Origin of the sequence: Pseudomonas sp. 43NM1, from assembly GCF_002836905.1 — a bacterium.
Lineage (GTDB): Bacteria > Pseudomonadota > Gammaproteobacteria > Pseudomonadales > Pseudomonadaceae > Aquipseudomonas > Aquipseudomonas prosekii.
Genome location: NZ_MKGS01000189.1, coordinates 1 through 17349, shown reverse-complemented (window position 1 = coordinate 17349; position 17349 = coordinate 1). Strand labels below are relative to the sequence as shown.

General features: G+C 61.0%; 15 protein-coding genes. 7 read left to right on the top strand and 8 right to left on the bottom strand.

The window, feature by feature from the left end:
* Nucleotides 1-88: 88 nt before the first annotated feature.
* Nucleotides 89-796, bottom strand: coding sequence for a PolC-type DNA polymerase III (locus BI292_RS24835; protein WP_101209536.1), 708 nt, complete (start codon nt 794-796; stop codon nt 89-91).
* On the bottom strand, nt 793-2727 hold the full coding sequence (locus tag BI292_RS24830) for a DUF294 nucleotidyltransferase-like domain-containing protein (protein ID WP_305887392.1): 1935 nt from the start codon (nt 2725-2727) through the stop codon (nt 793-795). Before BI292_RS24830 ends, BI292_RS24835 begins: the two co-directional genes overlap by 4 nt.
* A 283-nt stretch (nt 2728-3010) precedes the next feature.
* Between BI292_RS24830 and BI292_RS24825 the strand changes: the two genes are divergently transcribed.
* Nucleotides 3011-3457, top strand: coding sequence for a response regulator (locus tag BI292_RS24825; RefSeq protein ID WP_101209535.1), 447 nt, complete (start codon nt 3011-3013; stop codon nt 3455-3457).
* Between the two features lie 243 nt (nt 3458-3700).
* Here the strand turns inward: BI292_RS24825 and BI292_RS24815 are convergent, their stop codons facing one another.
* Nucleotides 3701-5878 carry a malate synthase G gene (locus tag BI292_RS24815; protein WP_101209534.1) on the bottom strand — a complete coding sequence of 726 codons (2178 nt, stop codon included), beginning with the start codon at nt 5876-5878 and terminating at the stop codon, nt 3701-3703.
* A gap of 611 nt (nt 5879-6489) precedes the next feature.
* Between BI292_RS24815 and BI292_RS24810 the strand changes: the two genes are divergently transcribed.
* Nucleotides 6490-7008: a glycine cleavage system protein R gene (locus BI292_RS24810; RefSeq protein ID WP_028619921.1), complete on the top strand. Its 519-nt coding sequence runs from the start codon at nt 6490-6492 to the stop codon at nt 7006-7008.
* A gap of 220 nt (nt 7009-7228) precedes the next feature.
* Here BI292_RS24810 and rarD read toward each other — a convergent pair whose 3' ends face one another.
* From rarD to BI292_RS24785, 5 genes are all read right to left on the bottom strand, one after another.
* Nucleotides 7229-8116: an EamA family transporter RarD gene (gene rarD / locus BI292_RS24805; protein WP_092277159.1), complete on the bottom strand. Its 888-nt coding sequence runs from the start codon at nt 8114-8116 to the stop codon at nt 7229-7231.
* A 146-nt stretch (nt 8117-8262) separates the two neighbouring features.
* Complete coding sequence (locus BI292_RS24800; protein WP_092277162.1) at nt 8263-9237, bottom strand: serine/threonine protein kinase; 975 nt, start codon at nt 9235-9237, stop codon at nt 8263-8265.
* Between the two features lie 163 nt (nt 9238-9400).
* Nucleotides 9401-11302 carry a PhoX family phosphatase gene (locus BI292_RS24795; protein WP_101209533.1) on the bottom strand — a complete coding sequence of 634 codons (1902 nt, stop codon included), beginning with the start codon at nt 11300-11302 and terminating at the stop codon, nt 9401-9403.
* A gap of 106 nt (nt 11303-11408) precedes the next feature.
* Complete coding sequence (locus tag BI292_RS24790; RefSeq protein WP_101209542.1) at nt 11409-12173, bottom strand: TOBE domain-containing protein; 765 nt, start codon at nt 12171-12173, stop codon at nt 11409-11411.
* A gap of 184 nt (nt 12174-12357) precedes the next feature.
* The gene (locus BI292_RS24785; RefSeq protein ID WP_101209532.1) at nt 12358-13098 is read right to left on the bottom strand and encodes a ComF family protein; all 741 of its coding nucleotides are present in this window, start codon (nt 13096-13098) and stop codon (nt 12358-12360) included.
* A gap of 89 nt (nt 13099-13187) precedes the next feature.
* On the opposite strand from BI292_RS24785, the gene bioB reads away from it, so the two are divergent.
* The 5 genes from bioB to bioD all read left to right on the top strand — a co-directional run.
* Nucleotides 13188-14243 (top strand): biotin synthase BioB, encoded by a 1056-nt coding sequence (gene bioB / locus BI292_RS24780; RefSeq protein WP_101209531.1) that lies wholly within the window; start codon nt 13188-13190, stop codon nt 14241-14243.
* Nucleotides 14244-14414: 171 nt separating this feature from the next.
* Nucleotides 14415-15593 (top strand): 8-amino-7-oxononanoate synthase, encoded by a 1179-nt coding sequence (bioF, locus tag BI292_RS24770; RefSeq protein WP_101209529.1) that lies wholly within the window; start codon nt 14415-14417, stop codon nt 15591-15593.
* Complete coding sequence (locus BI292_RS24765) at nt 15586-16317, top strand: alpha/beta fold hydrolase (RefSeq protein ID WP_101209528.1); 732 nt, start codon at nt 15586-15588, stop codon at nt 16315-16317. Before bioF ends, BI292_RS24765 begins: the two co-directional genes overlap by 8 nt.
* The gene (gene bioC, locus BI292_RS24760) at nt 16310-17122 is read left to right on the top strand and encodes a malonyl-ACP O-methyltransferase BioC (RefSeq protein ID WP_101209527.1); all 813 of its coding nucleotides are present in this window, start codon (nt 16310-16312) and stop codon (nt 17120-17122) included. Before BI292_RS24765 ends, bioC begins: the two co-directional genes overlap by 8 nt.
* Nucleotides 17119-17349: ATP-dependent dethiobiotin synthetase BioD (gene bioD / locus BI292_RS24755; protein WP_157831307.1), on the top strand; the 231-nt coding region annotated here is incomplete at its 3' end. The genes bioC and bioD, both read left to right, overlap by 4 nt.

Here is a 17349-nt window from a genome sequence, read left to right as displayed (position 1 = left end):
CGCGGGCAAGCCTCGCTCCTACAGGGGCAGTGCATGCCTGTGTAGGAGCGAGGCTTGCCCGCGAAGGCGTCGGTGAATTCAGCACAACTTAAAACGAGGGCGCGCGTTGCCGGCGTTTCCACTGGCTGATCCGCTGCTGCAGTTCCAGCGGGCTATCGATCTGCTGCTGGCGCGCGCGGCTGAACAGTATCAACGCCAGTTCCGCCGTGGCCAGCGCATCGGCACTGGCGTTATGGCGCTCGAACACTTCGAGCTTGAACCACTCAATCCACTCATCCAGCCCCGCCTCACGGATATTCGCCTGCGGACACAGCAGCGGCGCGATATCTGCCACATCCAGAAACACATGCTGCAACTTGTAGCCCAGATGATCCTTCAGCGAACGCCCGAGCATGTGTTGATCGAACGGCGCATGAAACGCCAGCAGCGGACTGTCGCCAACAAACTCCATGAACTCCAGCAACGCCTGCGCCGGGTCGCTGCCCGCGGCAATCGCGCTGGGCGCCAAGCCATGAATCAACATGCTCGGCGCGCGTTTCAGGTCGGCGCATTGCAGCGTGCGTTCAAATTGCTGGCTGAAATCAATCGCGCCATCCTCGATCACCACTGCGCCGATCGACAACACCCGATCCTTGTTCAGGTTCAGTCCGGTGGTTTCCAGGTCCAGCACCACCCAGCGCTGCTCGCGCAAGCTGCATTGCGCCAGTTCCGCGCCCAGCGGCAAGCGCGTCAGGCGTTGTTGCAGAGCCTCGGGCAACAGCGGCGACGCCGGGCGCAACCACGAAAACAGGCTCATAGCTGATACCGCAACGTCAGGCTGCTTTGCAGGCGTTGGGCCTGGCGCAGGGATTCACGCAAGATGCGCCGGTCCAGATGATTGAGGCTGTCGGGATCGACGCGATTGGAGTAGGGCAAGTTCTCGCGGGTTTGCAGCTGATGTTGCTGCATGCGCGTTTGCTGGATGAAGTGATATGCCTCTTCGTACGCGGCGCCGTCGAGTCGATCAATCAGCTCTTTTTCGACCAATTGGCGGAAGCGCTCCTGGGTATTGTTGGCCTCGATGCCATTGGCCAACGCGAGCAAGCGCGCGCCATCAACGAACGGCGTCAGGCCTTGGACTTTGAGGTCCAGCGTGGCTTTCTCGCCATTCTTGCGCGCCAGCACGAACTCGCGGAAACGTCCCACGGGCGGCCGATTGCGCAGCGCGTTTTCGGCCATCATGCGCTGGAACAAACGGTTGTCGGCGACTTGCTCGAGAATCCCCCGGCGCAGTTGCTCGCAGCTTTGCTCGTCGCCCCAGACCACGCGCAAGTCGAAATAAATGCTCGAACCCAGCAGGTTCTCCGGCGTCGCCTCGCGAATGAACGCCGCAAAGCGCCGCGCCCATTCGGCCCGCGACAAACACAGCTCGGGGTTGCCGGCCATGATGTTGCCCTTGCACAGGGTAAACCCGCACAGCGCCAGGCTCTGGTTGATGTGCTGCGCAATCGGCAGCAGCTTGCCGCGAATCTCGGCGGCATGCGCGGCGTCGCGTGCTTCGAACAGAATGCCGTTGTCCTGATCGGTGTGCAGCGTCTGCTCGCGCCGGCCTTCGCTGCCGAAACACAGCCAACTGAACGGGATGCCGGGGTCGCCTTTCTCGGCCAGGGTCAGCTCGATCACCCGGCACACGGTGTGGTCGTTGAGCAACGTGATGATGTGAGTGATCTGCGTCGAGGATGCGCCGTGAGCGAGCATGCGCTCGACCAATTGGCCGATCTCGCCGCGCATCGCCACCAGGTTTTCGACTTTCTGCGCACTGCGAATAGTCCGCGCCAGGTGCACCAGATCGACCCGTTGCAGGGAAAACAGATCGCGCTCCGAGACCACGCCGCACAAGCGCTGATCCTTGACCAGGCAGACGTGAGCGATGTGCCGTTCGGTCATGGCGATGGCCGCGTCGAACGCGCTGTGATCCGGCGTCAGGAAAAACGGCGCGCGGGTCATGTGCAGCTCGATGGCCTGATTGAAATCATGGGTGCCGCCAGCAACGACTTGGCGCAAATCGCGCAGGGTGAAAATCCCCAGCGGCGCTTTCTGCTCATCGACGATCACAATGCTGCCTACCTGCTGCTCGTGCATCAGCGTCACTGCTTCGCGCAGCGGCGTCTGCGGGCTGCACGTCACCGGGTGACGCATGGCCAATTCGCCGAGCCGGGTGTTCAGCGAATATTGCGTGCCGAGGGTTTCTACAGCTTTTTGCTGGACTTGCTGATTGACCTGATCCAGCAAGCTGCTGACCCCGCGCAGGGCGAAATCGCGGAAGGTGCTGGAGAGCGCAAACAGTTTGATGAACGCCAGTTTGTTCAGTTGCAGGCAAAAGGTGTCTTCGGCCGCCAGGTGCTCGGTGCGGGTCGCCCGTTCGCCCAGCAGCGCGGCGAGCGGAAAGCATTCGCCGGTGGTGATTTCAAACGTAGTTTCGGTGCCGCCCTTGGCCGTGTGCGGGCGTTCGCCAACCACTCGGCCCTGTTTGACGATGTAGAAATGCGCAACCGGGCCATCGGCAGGCTTGATGATGCTTTCGCCGGGACCATAAAAACGCAGCTGGCATTGCTCCACCAGGTAAGCAAGGTGGGCATGTTCCATGTGATTGAAGGGCGGGAAACGCTGGAGGAATTGCAAAGTGCCCTGAATGTTCTGCAATACCGCGGTTTTCCCTGCCTGGGTGAACGCGTCCGCTTTACTCATAACTATTACCGCAGTCTTTTTCGAATTGTTGTTGTCGGATCGTTCAGCCATGGTCGGCCCCTGTGCGCAGGGTGCCCATTGGACGTAAGTCTAGGTAAGCGTGCATTTGCTTGAATTCGGAGAAGTCCGCCGCCGGCGTGGGATTTATCTCTTAATCGCCAGTGCGGGATTTATCTCTCAATTGCCCTCTAGGAAAATTATCCGACGAAGTGCACATTGAAGGCCTGCTTAGCGATGTCTGACCACTGTGCTAGGGGATTGAATTGAACACGTAGAGAAAGCCATGTCCGACCACGATATTTTGAGTGACGCCGAGCGCGAGGCGCTCAGTGCGATCATGCTGGAACCCGATCTTCCGCCGCAGCGGGTCTTGATCGTTGATGACGATAAGGACGCCCGGGAGTTGTTGTCGGAGATTCTTGCGCTGGACGGCATTCGTTGCATGACCGCCGCCAGTGGTGAGACAGCGCTCAAAATGCTCGACGAGAAACCTTCGATTGGACTGGTGATTACCGATCTGCGCATGGGCCATGTCGATGGCCTGGAGCTGATCCGCCAAGTGCGCGAATCTGTCCGCGCAGCGATGCCGATTATCATCGTGTCCGGCGATGCCGACGTCAAAGACGCCATCGCCGCGATGCATTTGAGCGTGGTGGATTTTCTGCTCAAGCCGATCGAGACCGGCAAATTGCTCGAGTTGGTCAAGCATGAATTGGGGATGGAGCCTTAGCGCAACTCTGTTGGCTGAGGAGCTGAGGAGCTGTTGTGGCGAGGGGGCTTGCCCCCGTTGGGTTGCGAAGCAGCCCCAATGACTGCAAACCTATTTATCCTGCTATGCCGCATTCACCCGTTTTACGACTGCTGCGCAGCCGGACGGGGGCAAGCCCCCTCGCCACAGGCAACCGCATTCGCAGATAAAAAAAGGCCCTGATCTCGCGATCAGGGCCTTTTTTTGTCCAACATCAGCGCTCAGTTACAGGCCATTGGCAGCCTTGAACTCGCGACGACGACGGTGCAGCACCGGCTCGGTATAACCGTTCGGTTGCTTGGTGCCTTCGACCACCAGTTCGACTGCTGCCTGGAAGGCAATGTTGCGGTCGAAATCCGGAGCCAACGGGCGATACAACGGGTCATTGGCGTTCTGACGGTCAACCACCGGCGCCATGCGCTTGAGGCTTTCCATCACTTGTTCTTCGGTGACGATGCCGTGGCGCAGCCAGTTGGCGATGTGCTGGCTGGAAATACGCAGCGTCGCACGGTCTTCCATCAGGCCGACGTCGTTGATGTCCGGCACTTTCGAGCAACCCACGCCTTGGTCGATCCAGCGCACCACGTAACCGAGAATGCCCTGGGCGTTGTTGTCCAGTTCGTTCTTGATCTGCTCTGGCGTCCAGTTCGGATTGACCGCCAGCGGGATGGTCAGAATGTCGTCCACCGAGGCGCGCGCACGTTTGGCCAATTCGGCCTGACGGGCAAACACGTCAACCTTGTGATAATGCAGCGCGTGCAGCGCCGCGGCGGTTGGCGACGGCACCCAAGCGGTGTTGGCGCCGGCCATCGGGTGGGCGATTTTCTGTTCGAGCATCGACGCCATCAGGTCGGGCATTGCCCACATGCCTTTACCGATTTGCGCGCGACCTTGCAGGCCAGTGCTCAAGCCGATATCGACGTTCCAGTTTTCATAAGCGCCGATCCACTTCTCAGCCTTCATGTCAGCCTTGCGCACCATCGGGCCGGCTTCCATGGAGGTGTGAATTTCGTCGCCGGTGCGGTCGAGGAAACCGGTGTTGATGAACACCACGCGCTCGCTCGCTGCCTGAATACACGCCTTGAGGTTGACCGTGGTGCGGCGTTCCTCGTCCATGATCCCGACTTTCAGCGTGTTGCGCGGCAGCTCGAGCACATCTTCGATGCGCCCGAACAGCTCGTTGGTGAACGCCGCTTCTTCCGGACCGTGCATCTTCGGTTTAACGATGTAGACCGAACCGGTGCGGCTGTTCTTGCGCGAGTTGTGGCCATTGAGGCTGTGGATCGCCGCGAGGCAGGTCACCAGACCATCAAGAATGCCTTCCGGCACTTCGTTGCCCTGGCTGTCGAGGATCGCGTCGATGGTCATCAAGTGGCCAACGTTGCGCACGAACAGCAGCGAACGACCGTGCAGGCTCAGTTCCTTGCCATCGACGCCGGTGTAGGTGCGGTCGGCGTTCATGGTGCGGGTAAACGTCTGACCGCCCTTGGAGACTTCTTCCGACAGGTCGCCCTTCATCAGGCCGAGCCAGTTGCGGTAGATCACCACTTTGTCATCGGCGTCGACAGCGGCGACCGAGTCTTCGCAGTCCATGATGGTGGTCAGCGCGGCTTCCATCAGGATGTCTTTGATGCCGGCGGCGTCAGTCTGGCCGACCGGGGTGCTGGCATCGACCTGGATTTCGAAATGCAGGCCGTTGTTCTTCAGCAGGATCGCGGTTGGCGCGGCGGCGTCACCGTGGAAACCGATCAACTGCGCATCGTTGCGCAGGCCACTGTTGCTGCCACCCTTGAGGGCGACCACCAGTTTGCCGTCGACGATTTTGTAAGCGGTGGAATCGACGTGGGAGCCGGCGGCCAATGGCGCCGCTTCGTCGAGGAAGGCGCGGGCGAAGGCAATGACCTTGTCGCCGCGAACCTTGTTGTAGCCTTTGCCTTTTTCCGCGCCGTCAGCTTCGCTGATGGCGTCGGTGCCGTAGAGCGCGTCGTACAACGAGCCCCAGCGAGCGTTCGAGGCATTGAGCGCAAAGCGCGCATTCATCACCGGCACCACCAGTTGCGGGCCGGCCATGCGGGCGATTTCGTCATCGACGTTTTGCGTCGTTGCCTGGAAATCAGCCGCTTCTGGCAGCAGATAACCGATGTCTTGCAAGAAGGCTTTATAGGCCACGGCATCGTGTGCTTGACCGGCACGGGATTGGTGCCAGCCATCGATACGAGCCTGGATATCATCGCGTTTGGCGAGTAGGGCTTTGTTCTTCGGCGCCAGGTCATGAATGACCTTGTCGGCACCGGCCCAGAACTTATCGGCGGTGAGGCCGGTACCGGGAATGGCTTCGTTGTTCACGAAGTCGAACAGGACTTTGGCGACCTGCAGGCCACCGACTTGAACGTGTTCAGTCATTGCTTGCCTCACTCTGCTCAGCTATTTCGCTTTTCAGCTCTTCAATTATGACAATGAAGCCTCTGGCCATTTAAACCACAAACCGGTCTACCAGTACATGCCATTGCGGGCGGCTGGGTTGGGTCCAATCAACGGCTTGGAGGCCTTGCTGACGGGGCTTTGCGGGTTGCGAGTGGGCCTTGGCAGACATCGATCCAACGTTATGTAGTGCGCGCAGCGGCATACTACATGATGAATTGCGCTTGTGAAAATCAGACTAATTACGTCGTTCTGCGACCCCATGACGCATTGCAGTCATGTCGGGGAACGGGATGTTCTCAAAAAACTATTGGATTGTTCCAGTTAAATATAAAAACTTGTACACATAATCTTGGATGCACTGCTATGGCACAGGCAGATATTCACCTCGAAACGCATACCTGTGGCGAGCGAGCTTGCTCGCGTCCGGTTGCGCAGCAGCCGCAAAACCTGCCGACGCGGTTGGCCTGAACAGTTGCAGGGGGCCGCTTCGCAGCCCAACGCGAGCAAGCTCGCTCGCCACAGGAAAGCAGTGCAGCCTGATTCAGGCCCTTGCCTATACTTGCCCTTCAATAACAACAGAGGGCTGCGCCATGGACCACCTCGTACTCACCGTATTCGCGCCGGACAAGGCAGGGCAGGTCGAGCGCATTGCCCAATGCATCGCCGAGCACGGCGGCAACTGGCTGGAAAGCCGCATGTCGCGGATGGCCGGGCAGTTCGCCGGGATTCTTCGCGTCGGCGTACCGGCAGAGGCCTATGACGAACTGGTCGATGCCCTGCAAGCGCTGTCCACTCACGGCATTCGCGTGTTGATCGCCGAAAGCGGCATCGAGCAGTCCTGCACCTGGAAGCCGATTGCCATGGAACTGGTCGGCAACGACCGTCCGGGCATCGTCCGCGACATCACTCGGCTGTTGAGCGAGCAAGGGGTGAATCTCGAACGTCTGGTTACCGAAGTGCGCCCGGCGCCGATGAGCAGCGAGCCGTTATTCCATGCCGAAGCAATTCTCGCGGTGCCGCTGACCTTGTCGCTGGACGTGCTGCAATCGCGGCTGGAAACCCTCGCCGATGACTTGATGGTCGAACTGGTCCTGCGCAGCGAGCCGTGAGCCGGCAGGGTTATCCAAGTTAAACGTGCACTTGCCTGTGGATAACCTGTAGAGATGCGCCGCGAGGCCACGTAGGCCGGGCTTCTTCACGATCTGATCAAAAAACCAGCAGTTTCAACAAGTTGCGCACAAACGGCGGGGATCACGCTGTGGATAACCTTGGGAAGGATTGATGCAGGCCACGAGGGACGTGGCCTGTAGAGGTTTGTACGTTTTCTGATCAGCTGCGCCGACGCAAACTGATCACCGCATCGACGCTGTAAATCGCCAATCCCGCCCAGATAAAGATGAACGCCACCAGCGTGCTGGATGACATGTGTTCGTCAAACAGCAGGACGGCTTGCAGCAGCACCAGGGTCGGCGCCAGGTATTGGAGAAATCCCAGCGTGGTGTAGGGCAAATGCCGCGCGGCAGCGTTGAAACAGACCAGCGGGATCAATGTTACCGGCCCGGCCGCCACTAGCCACCATGCCTCGGAAGTGGTCCAGAACGCCGGTTGTGCGCTGGCGGCCGCCGGGTTGAACAGCAACCACGCAATGGCAATTGGCACCAGCATCCAGGTTTCCACCACCAGCCCCGGCAACGCTTTGACCGGCGCTTGTTTGCGGATCAGCCCGTAGAAACCGAAGGTCAGCGCCAACACCAGCGACACCCACGGCAAACTGCCGACCTGCCACACCTGCTGCGCCACGCCCACCGCCGCCAGACCCACCGCCAGCCACTGCATGCGCCGCAGCCGTTCGCCGAGGATCAACATCCCCAGCAACACGTTGATCAGCGGGTTGATGTAGTAGCCGAGGCTGGCTTCAAGCATCCGCCCGTTGTTCACCGACCACACATACGTCAGCCAGTTGGCCGCAATCAGCGTGCCGCTGAGCGCCAGAATCGCCAGGCGTTTGGGGTTGTCGCGCAACTCGCGCCACCAGCCTGGGTGCTTCCACACCAGCAACAGCAAACTGCCGAACAACGCCGACCAGAGCACGCGATGAATGATGATTTCTACAGCCGGCACCGAGGCGATGGCTTTGAAGTAGATGGGGAAAAGTCCCCAGATGATGTAGGCAGTAAGGCCCAGGATGTACCCGCGACGCGGGTTGGCGGCTTGCATGCAGAATCCTTGCTTAGGCAGCTAACAAAGAGGGGATTGTATAGATGTGTTTCGGTTTTTGTAGGAGCGAGGCTTGCCCGCGAAGGGGACCTTGAGGCCGCCAAAAGCTTCGCGGGCAAGCCTCGCTCCTACAGGGGTTGCGGTGTTTAAAAGAGTTTCAGGGGTTCTTCATTGAGCGCAGACAGCTGCTCACGCAATGCCAACACTTGATCGCCCCAATATCGCTCACTGCCAAACCACGGGAAGCTGTGCGGGAACGCCGGGTCGTCCCAGCGCCGGGCGAGCCAGGCGCTGTAGTGCATCAGGCGCAACGCGCGCAGTGGTTCGATCAGCGCCAGTTCGCGCGGGTCGAAGTCGTGAAACTCGTTGTAACCGTCCATCAATTCCGACAATTGGCCGAGGCATTCCTGGCGATCCCCTGCGAGCATCATCCAGATGTCCTGCACCGCCGGGCCCATGCGGCAGTCGTCGAGGTCGACGATGTGGAACATCTCGTCGCGGCACATCATGTTGCCGGGGTGGCAATCGCCGTGCATGCGGATGTTCTGGTGCGGCGTGGCTTTGTAGACTTCTTCGACGCGCTTGAGCAGGTCGCGCGCTACGGACTCGTAGGCAGGCAGCAGGCTTTTGGGGATGAAATTGCCTTCGAGCAAGGTGTTCAGCGAATCCTGACCGAAGTTTTTCACACCCAGTGCTTCGCGGTGCTCGAACGGCTTGGTCGCGCCGACCGCGTGCAGGCGCCCGAGCAATTGGCCGAGGCGATACAGCTGATCGAGATTGCCCGGCTCCGGTGCGCGGCCACCACGGCGCGGAAACAGGGTGAAACGAAACCCGGCGTGTTCGTGCAGGCTGACTCCGTTGTGAATCATCGGCGCAACCACCGGCACGTCGCACTCGGCGAGTTCGAAGGTGAATTGGTGTTCTTCGAGGATCGCTTCGTTGGTCCAGCGCTGTGGACGGTAGAACTTGGCGATCAGCGGCTCGGAGTCTTCGATGCCGACTTGATAGACGCGGTTTTCGTAGCTGTTCAGCGCCAGAATGCGCGCGTCGCTGAGGAAGCCGATGCTTTCGACGGCATCCAGCACGAGATCGGGGGTGAGGGTTGCAAACGGGTGGGCCATGCTGACTCCTGCGCGCAGCAGGCTGCCGCGTCCGGCCAAGCATGGTAGCGCAGACGGGGGAAGATAGGTGGTGACTGTGCGGACGCCTTCGCGGGCAAGCCTCGCTCCTACAGGGTTATGCAGATTCCTTGTAGGAGCGAGGCTTGCCCGCGAAGAGGCGGGATCAGGCGCCGACGATCCCGCCATCCTCGCGGGTAATCGCCATCACCGACGACCTTGGCTTGCCGTTCGGCAAATGCTCGGGGAAGGTCGAACCACCGTTTTCCCCCGGATGCTGGATCCCGACAAACAGGGTTTTCTGGTCCGGAGAAAAACTGATCCCGGTCACTTCGCAACCAATCGGCCCGACCATAAACCGCCGAATCTCCCCGGTCACTGGATCGGCGCAGAGCATCTGGTTATTGCCCATGCCGGCAAAGTCCCCGGCATTGCTCGAATCGCCATCGGTGAGAATCCACAGACGCCCAGCCTTGTCGAAACCCAGGCCATCCGGGCTGTTGAACATGTTCTGCGCGGTGATGTTCGACGAGCCAGCCTTCGGCGTGCCGGCATGCACGCCCGGATTACCGGCGACCACAAACAGATCCCAGGCAAAGCTTTTCGAGCCGTGATCATCGCGGTCGGTGCGCCAGCGCAGGATCTGCCCGTAAACGTTTTTCTCCCGTGGGTTCGGGCCGCCGACCGGTTGACCGTCTTCGCCGCGCTTGGCGTTGTTGGTCAGCGTGCAATAAACCTGGCCATCCTTGGGACTGACGACGATCCATTCCGGGCGATCCATGCGCGTCGCATTCACCACACTGGCGGCGAGGCGCGCGTGGATCAGCACTTCGGCCTGATCGGCAAAACCGCTGCTGGCGTCGATGCCATTCTTGCCGTGAGTCAGCTCGATCCACTGGCCCTGGCCCTTCGGATGATCAGCATTGCTATCGCCGGCGTCGAAGCGCGCGACGTACAAAGTGCCGTGATCGAGCAGGTCACGGTTGGCTTTGGCGTTCTTGTGATTGATCTTGTCGCGGCTGACGAATTTGTAGATGAATTCGCCGCGCTCGTCGTCGCCCATGTACACCACGGCGTGGCCGTCACGGGTTTCTGCCAGTGCCGCGTTTTCATGCTTGAAGCGCCCCAGCGCCGTGCGTTTGACCGGGGTCGATTGCGGGTCGAACGGGTCGATTTCCACCACCCAGCCGTGACGGTTGAGCTCGTTGGGATTTTTCGCCAGGTCGAAACGCGGATCGTGTTGATGCCAGTTGATCTCTTTGCTCGCGGCGACCGCGCCGTAGCGTTTTTGCGCGGCGTCGAAGGTCTGCGCGGCGTCACTGCTGCCGAAACAATCGGTGAAGTTTTCTTCGCAGGTCAGGTACGTGCCCCACGGTGTTTTACCGTTGGCGCAGTTCTGGAAGGTGCCCAGAACGCGCGTGCCTTGCGGGTCGGCGCTGGTCTTCAGCAAAGCGTGGCCGGCGGCCGGGCCGCCAACGCGCAACGGCGAGTTGCCATGAATGCGCCGGTTGTAGCGCGAGCCCTGGACGAACTGCCAATGGCCGTTCTTGCGCCGCACTTCGATAACCGAAACGCCTTCGCAGGCCAGTGCCTTGCGCACTTCTTCGGCCGATTGCGGCATGCCGCCGTGCGGGTAGAGGTAGCGATAGTTGGTGTATTCGTTGTTGATCGCCATCAGCGCCCGGTCTTTCTCGCCGGGAAACTCGAACAGGCTCATGCCGTCGTTGTTGTCGCCGAATTGCACTTCCTGCGCCTGCGCGCTGCCGTTGCCGCTGGGGTCGAACGCCGGACCGTTTTTCTGCAGTGGCTGGCCCCAACTGATCAATACCGAAGAGGTGTAACCCTTGGGCAGCGTGATCGCGTCGCTGGTGGCGGCGGCAATGCTGTCGAACCCCAGCAATTTGCTGGTGCCGGTGCTGACACTGTCGGCCAGCACGCTGCGGCTCAGCAGGTTGCCCCCGAGAAACATCGCCGCGCCGCACAGGGCGCCGGCACTGATGAAGCCGCGACGGCTGAGGCCGACCATTTTTTCCAGGTCGGTGGATTGGTGTTCTTCTAATAGGCTCACGTCAGGCTCCCTGCAGGTTTTTGCAGTCACCTTAATCATGGTCGATGAAGCTTTTGTTGCAGTTGTCTTGCCACGATCCGTGTAACAAAGGTTGCGCAGGCGCTGACTAGAGCGGGGTGCCGAGCAAAACGTTGGACGGGGAAAACTGCACTTGCACCGGTTTGTCGGCGGTCAGGCCCTGGGTTTTCAAGTGCAGAGGCTCAGCGAAGGCGCAGAGCGTCTGGCCGTTGGGCAAACTGATGCGCACTTCGCTGGGGCCGTCTTCGGCGTCGAGGATTTGTTCGATAAGGCCTTGCAGGCAATTGTCGCCGGGTGTTGCGCTGTGCTCGGGCGCCGACAATTCCAGCCAGCCAGCCTTGATCAGCGCGACGACTTCGGTGCCGGTTTGCAGCTCCAGGCGCAGGGTGCTGTCGTGGGTGATTTGCGCGTCGATGCTCAAGTCTTCCGCCAGGCGCAACTGAATGCGGTCGTTGCGCCCCTGGGCTTCAATCGCCATGACTGTGCCATGCAATTGATTGCGCGCGCTGGTGCGCAGCATCAACCGCCCGAGCAAGTCCAGGTCGCTGGCATCTTCTGCCGCTTCCAGCACTTGGGCCTGTAACGCTTGCAGCGTTTGATACAGGCGCAAGACCCGTTCGCCCTCGCTGGTCAACCGCGCACCGCCGCCGCCCTTGCCGCCGACGCTGCGTTCTACCAAAGGTTTTTGCGCGAGGTTGTTGAGCTCGTCGATGGCGTCCCACGCGGCTTTGTAACTCAGCCCCGCGCTCTTCGCAGCGCGGGTGATCGAGCCTTGTTCGGCGATGTGTTGCAGCAACGCGATGCGCTGCGGGCGACGAACGATGTGCTGGGACAACAACGTGGGCAAGGACATGGCGAGGTGCTTTTGGGCGGTCGTGATGGCAGGCAAGTTGGCGGCTTGGAGCGCGGGAGTCAAGTCGGGCCTCAATCCCTGTGGGAGCGAGCTTGCTCGCGATAGCGATCTGTCAGTCACCGGTTTTTTGACTGGAAGACCGCCATCGCGAGCAGGCTCACTCCTACAAGGGGTTTTGTGTGGTTTAGATGACATCGCCAGGTTTGGGCGTGCGGGCCAGGCAGTAGACGTCGACCCGTGCGGCGCCGGCGTTGATCAGCATTTTCGCCAAGGTTTGCACGGTGGCGCCGGTGGTCAGCACGTCATCGATCAGCGCCAGATGCCGGCCGGCGACTGACGCATTCGGCGCCAGCGCAAAGGCGTGGCGCAAGTTGCGTTTGCGCGCCTCGGCATTCAGATCCTGCTGCGCGCTGGTGTCCTGAACCCGCAGCAACAACGATTCATCGCAGGCGATCTGCAGCTGTGCACTCAACCAGCGCGCAAGCATGGCAGCCTGATTAAACCCGCGCCTGCGCAAGCGTTGATTCGCCAGCGGCACCGGCACCAGGGCATGCGGTCGTGGCAGGTCTTCATCGAAGCGATGTTGCAGGTATTGCCCGAGAAGTTCGCCGAGCAGGCGGCCAAACGGCCACTTCGCGCCGTGTTTGAAGCGAGTGATCAGCGTGTCCACCGGAAAGCTGTAACTCCACGGCGCTGCGACCTGTTCAAACGCGGGCGGTTGTCGCAGACATTGCCCGCACGTCAGCCCGGACGCGGGCAGCGGCAGGGCGCAGGTGCGACATTGCTCGCCGAGCCAGGGCAGCTCGGTTTCGCAGGCTGAACAGATTGCTGAAGCCTCTTCGGCGACTTCCGAACACAACAAACACCTCTGTTTGTTTTTTAACCAGATGTAAACCAGTCCTTTGTATCGTGGTTGACAGCGCATCGCTCTTCCTTAAATATGCCGAACATCCGTGTCGCGCCTGTGGGTATTCCATTCCCCGGCGCCAGCCAAGCATAAACAAGGAAACACCCATGAGCGCCAGCACCTTTGCAAACCTGCGTCATGACTGGTCTTTGGCCGAAGTCAGAGCACTGTTCGTTCAGCCATTCAATGACCTGTTGTTTCAGGCGCAGACGGTGCACCGCGCGCATTTCGACGCCAATCGCGTGCAAGTCTCGACGCTGCTGTCGATCAAAACCGGCGCCTGCCCGGAAGATTGCAAATATTGTCCGCAGTCCGGCCACTACAACACCGGGCTGGAAAAAGAAAAACTGATGGAAGTGCAGAAGGTCCTCGAAGAGGCTGCGCGCGCCAAGGCCATTGGCTCGACGCGTTTCTGCATGGGCGCGGCGTGGAAACACCCGTCGGCCAAAGACATGCCTTACGTGCTGGAAATGGTCAAAGGCGTGAAAGCCATGGGCCTGGAAACCTGCATGACCCTCGGCCGCCTCGACCAGGACCAGACCGAAGCGCTGGCCCAGGCCGGCCTCGATTACTACAACCACAACCTCGACACGTCGCCGGAGTTCTACGGCAGCATCATCACCACGCGCACTTACAGCGAACGCCTGCAAACGTTGGCCTACGTGCGTGAATCGGGGATGAAGATCTGCTCGGGCGGCATCCTCGGCATGGGCGAGTCGCTCGACGACCGTGCCAATCTGCTGATCCAGTTGGCCAACCTGCCGGAGCACCCGGAATCGGTGCCGATCAACATGCTGGTGAAAGTCGCTGGGACGCCGCTGGAAAACGCCGATGACATCGACCCGTTCGATTTCATCCGCATGCTCGCCGTCGCGCGCATCCTCATGCCGCAATCTCACGTGCGCCTGTCCGCCGGCCGCGAAGCGATGAACGAGCAGATGCAGGCGCTGGCGTTTTTCGCCGGGGCCAACTCGATTTTCTACGGCGACAAACTGCTGACCACCGCCAACCCGCAGGCTGACAAGGACATGCAACTGTTCTCGCGCCTGGGGATTTTGCCGGAAGCCCGCGAAGAACACGCCGATGAGGTGCACCAGGCCGCTATCGAGCAAGCGCTGGTCGAGCAGAAAAGCAGCGAGCAGTTCTATAACGCCGTTGTTTGACCCGACACATTCCTCTGATGGAATACAAATCCCTGTGGGAGCGAGCTTGCTCGCGATGACGGAGTGACATTCAACATTGATGTTGACTGAGCCGCCGCCATCGCGAGCAAGCTCGCTCCCACAGGAGACTGTGTAGTTTTCGCACTCTGTGATCTGACCTTCGAGGCCTGCATGTCTTTCGATCTCGCCGCACGCCTTGCTGCCCGTCGTGCCGACAATCTCTACCGCCAGCGCCCACTGCTCGAAAGCCCGCAAGGTCCGGAAGTGGTGGTCGATGGCCAGCCATTGCTGGCGTTCTGCAACAACGATTACCTGGGCTTGGCGAATCACCCGCAAGTCATCGAAGCCTGGCGCGCCGGTGCATCGCGTTGGGGCGTCGGTGGCGGCGCTTCACACTTGGTCATCGGCCACAGCACGCCGCATCACCAACTGGAAGAAGCGCTGGCCGACCTCACCGGGCGCCCGCGGGCGCTGCTGTTTACCACCGGCTACATGGCCAACCTCGGCGCGGTCACCGCGCTGGTCGGGCAGGGCGACACGGTGCTCGAAGACCGGCTCAACCACGCCTCGTTGCTGGATGCCGGCCTGTTGTCGGGGGCGCGGTTCAATCGATACCTGCACAACGACGCCGAAAGTCTGGCCAAGCGTCTGGAGAAAGCCACCGGCAATACGCTGGTGGTCACCGACGGCGTGTTCAGCATGGACGGCGACATCGCCGACCTGCCGGCGCTGGCCCGCGAAGCCAAGTCCAAAGGCGCGTGGCTGATGGTCGATGACGCCCATGGCTTTGGTCCGCTGGGCGCGCACGGCGGCGGTATCGTCGAGCATTTCGGCTTGAGCCAGGAGGATGTGCCGGTGTTGGTCGGCACGCTCGGCAAGGCGTTCGGCACGGCTGGCGCGTTTGTCGCCGGCAGCGACGATCTGATCGAAAGCCTGATCCAGTTCGCCCGTCCGTACATCTACACCACCAGCCAGCCGCCGGCGCTGGCCTGCGCGACGCTGAAAAGTCTCGAATTACTGCGCAGCGAGCATTGGCGGCGCGAGCACCTTAATGTGCTGATCCGTCAATTTCGTCAAGGCGCCGAGCAGATCGGCCTGGAACTCATGGACAGCTTCACCCCGATCCAGCCGATCATGATCGGCGATGCCGGCCGCGCCGTGCGCCTGTCGCAAATGTTGCGCGAGCGCGGCTTGATGGTCACCGCGATCCGTCCGCCCACCGTGCCCGCCGGCAGCGCACGTTTGCGCGTGACCCTGAGCGCCGCCCACAGCGAGGCGCAGGTGCAGCTATTGTTAGATGGACTGGCCGACTGTTTTGCACAACTGGGACCGGAGCCAATCCATGCGTGATCGTCTGATTTTGCTGCCCGGTTGGGGCCTCGGGATTTCGCCGCTGGAGCCGTTGGCCGCAGCGCTGCAAGGGCTCGATGAACATTTGCGCGTGGAAATCGAGCCGTTGCCGGAGCTGCAATCGGGCGATCTCGAAGAATGGCTCGATGAGCTCGATTCGAGCGTGCCGCAGGATGCCTGGCTCGGCGGCTGGTCGCTGGGCGGCATGCTCGCCTCCGAGTTGGCGGCGCGGCGCGGCGATCGTTGCTGCGGTTTGCTGACGCTGGCGAGCAATCCTGCATTCGTCGCCCATGAGCAATGGCCGAGCGCGATGCCCGGCGAAACCTTCGATGCTTTCCTCGCCGGTTGCAGCACTGATCCGCGCATGACCCTGAAACGCTTTTCGCTGCTTTGCGCGCAAGGCGCCGACGACCCGCGCGGGTTGTCGCGGTTGTTGCTCGGCGGCGCGCCGCACGCCTCGGCGCAGGTGTTGATGAGCGGTCTGGAAATTCTCGCGCAACTGGATACCCGCCAGGCGTTGCAGGCGTTTCGTGGCCCGCAGTTACATTTGTTCGCCGGCCTCGACGCGCTGGTTCCCGCAGAAGCAGCAAGCGAACTGCTGGCGTTGCTGCCGGATGTCGAAATCGGCCTGATCGAAAAGGCCAGCCACGCGTTTCTCCTGGAAGACCCTCACGGCGTGGCCGGGGCGATCCAGGCTTTTTTGCATGAGTGCAGTGATGACTGATTTATCCAATCCACGGCTGCCCGGCGCTTTGCCGGACAAGCGCCAGGTCGCGGCGTCCTTTTCCCGCGCGGCGGGCAGTTACGACAGCGTCGCGCAGCTGCAACGCGATGTTGGCAGCCAATTGTTGAGCCGATTGCCGGAGGATTTTTCGCCGCAGCGCTGGCTGGATCTGGGCTGCGGCACCGGTTATTTCAGCCGGGCGCTGGCGCAGCGTTTTGCGGCGGCGCACGGCGTGGCGCTGGACATTGCCGAGGGCATGCTTGAGCACGCCCGGCCATTGGGCGGCGCCACGCATTTCATCGCGGGTGATGCCGAGCGTCTGCCGCTGCAGGATTCGACCTGCGACCTGATCTTCTCCAGCCTCGCGGTGCAGTGGTGTGCGGATTTCGCCTCGGTGCTCAGCGAAGCGAACCGGGCGCTGAAACCGGGCGGGATTTTTGCGTTTGCTAGTCTGTGTGTCGGCACGCTCTACGAATTGCGCGATAGCTGGCGGCAGGTGGATGGGCTGGTGCATGTGAACCGTTTCCGCGAGTTCGCGACGTATCAACAGCTGTGCGCGGCCAGTGGCTTGAAGGTTGTGAGCCTGCAAAACACTGCGCATGTGTTGCATTACCCGGACGTGCGCAGCCTGACCCATGAGCTCAAAGCCCTCGGCGCGCACAATTTGAATCCCGGGCGGCCCGGCGGTTTGACTGGCCGGGCGCGGATCCTCGGTTTGATCGAGGCGTATGAGCAGTTTCGTCAGGCGCAGGGATTGCCGGCGACTTATCAAGTGGTTTACGCCGTGCTGGAGAAACCCCTATGAGCGCAGCTTATTTCATCACCGGCACTGACACTGACGTCGGCAAGACCACGGTCGCCGCCGGTTTGCTGCACGCCGCGCGGTCGGCTGGTTTAAGCACTGCGGCGGGGAAACCGGTGGCGTCTGGCTGCGAGGTGACGCCGAAAGGTTTGCGTAACGCCGACGCGTTGGCGTTGCTGGCGCAGTGTTCGCTGCCGCTGACGTATGCACAGGTCAATCCGGTGGCGTTC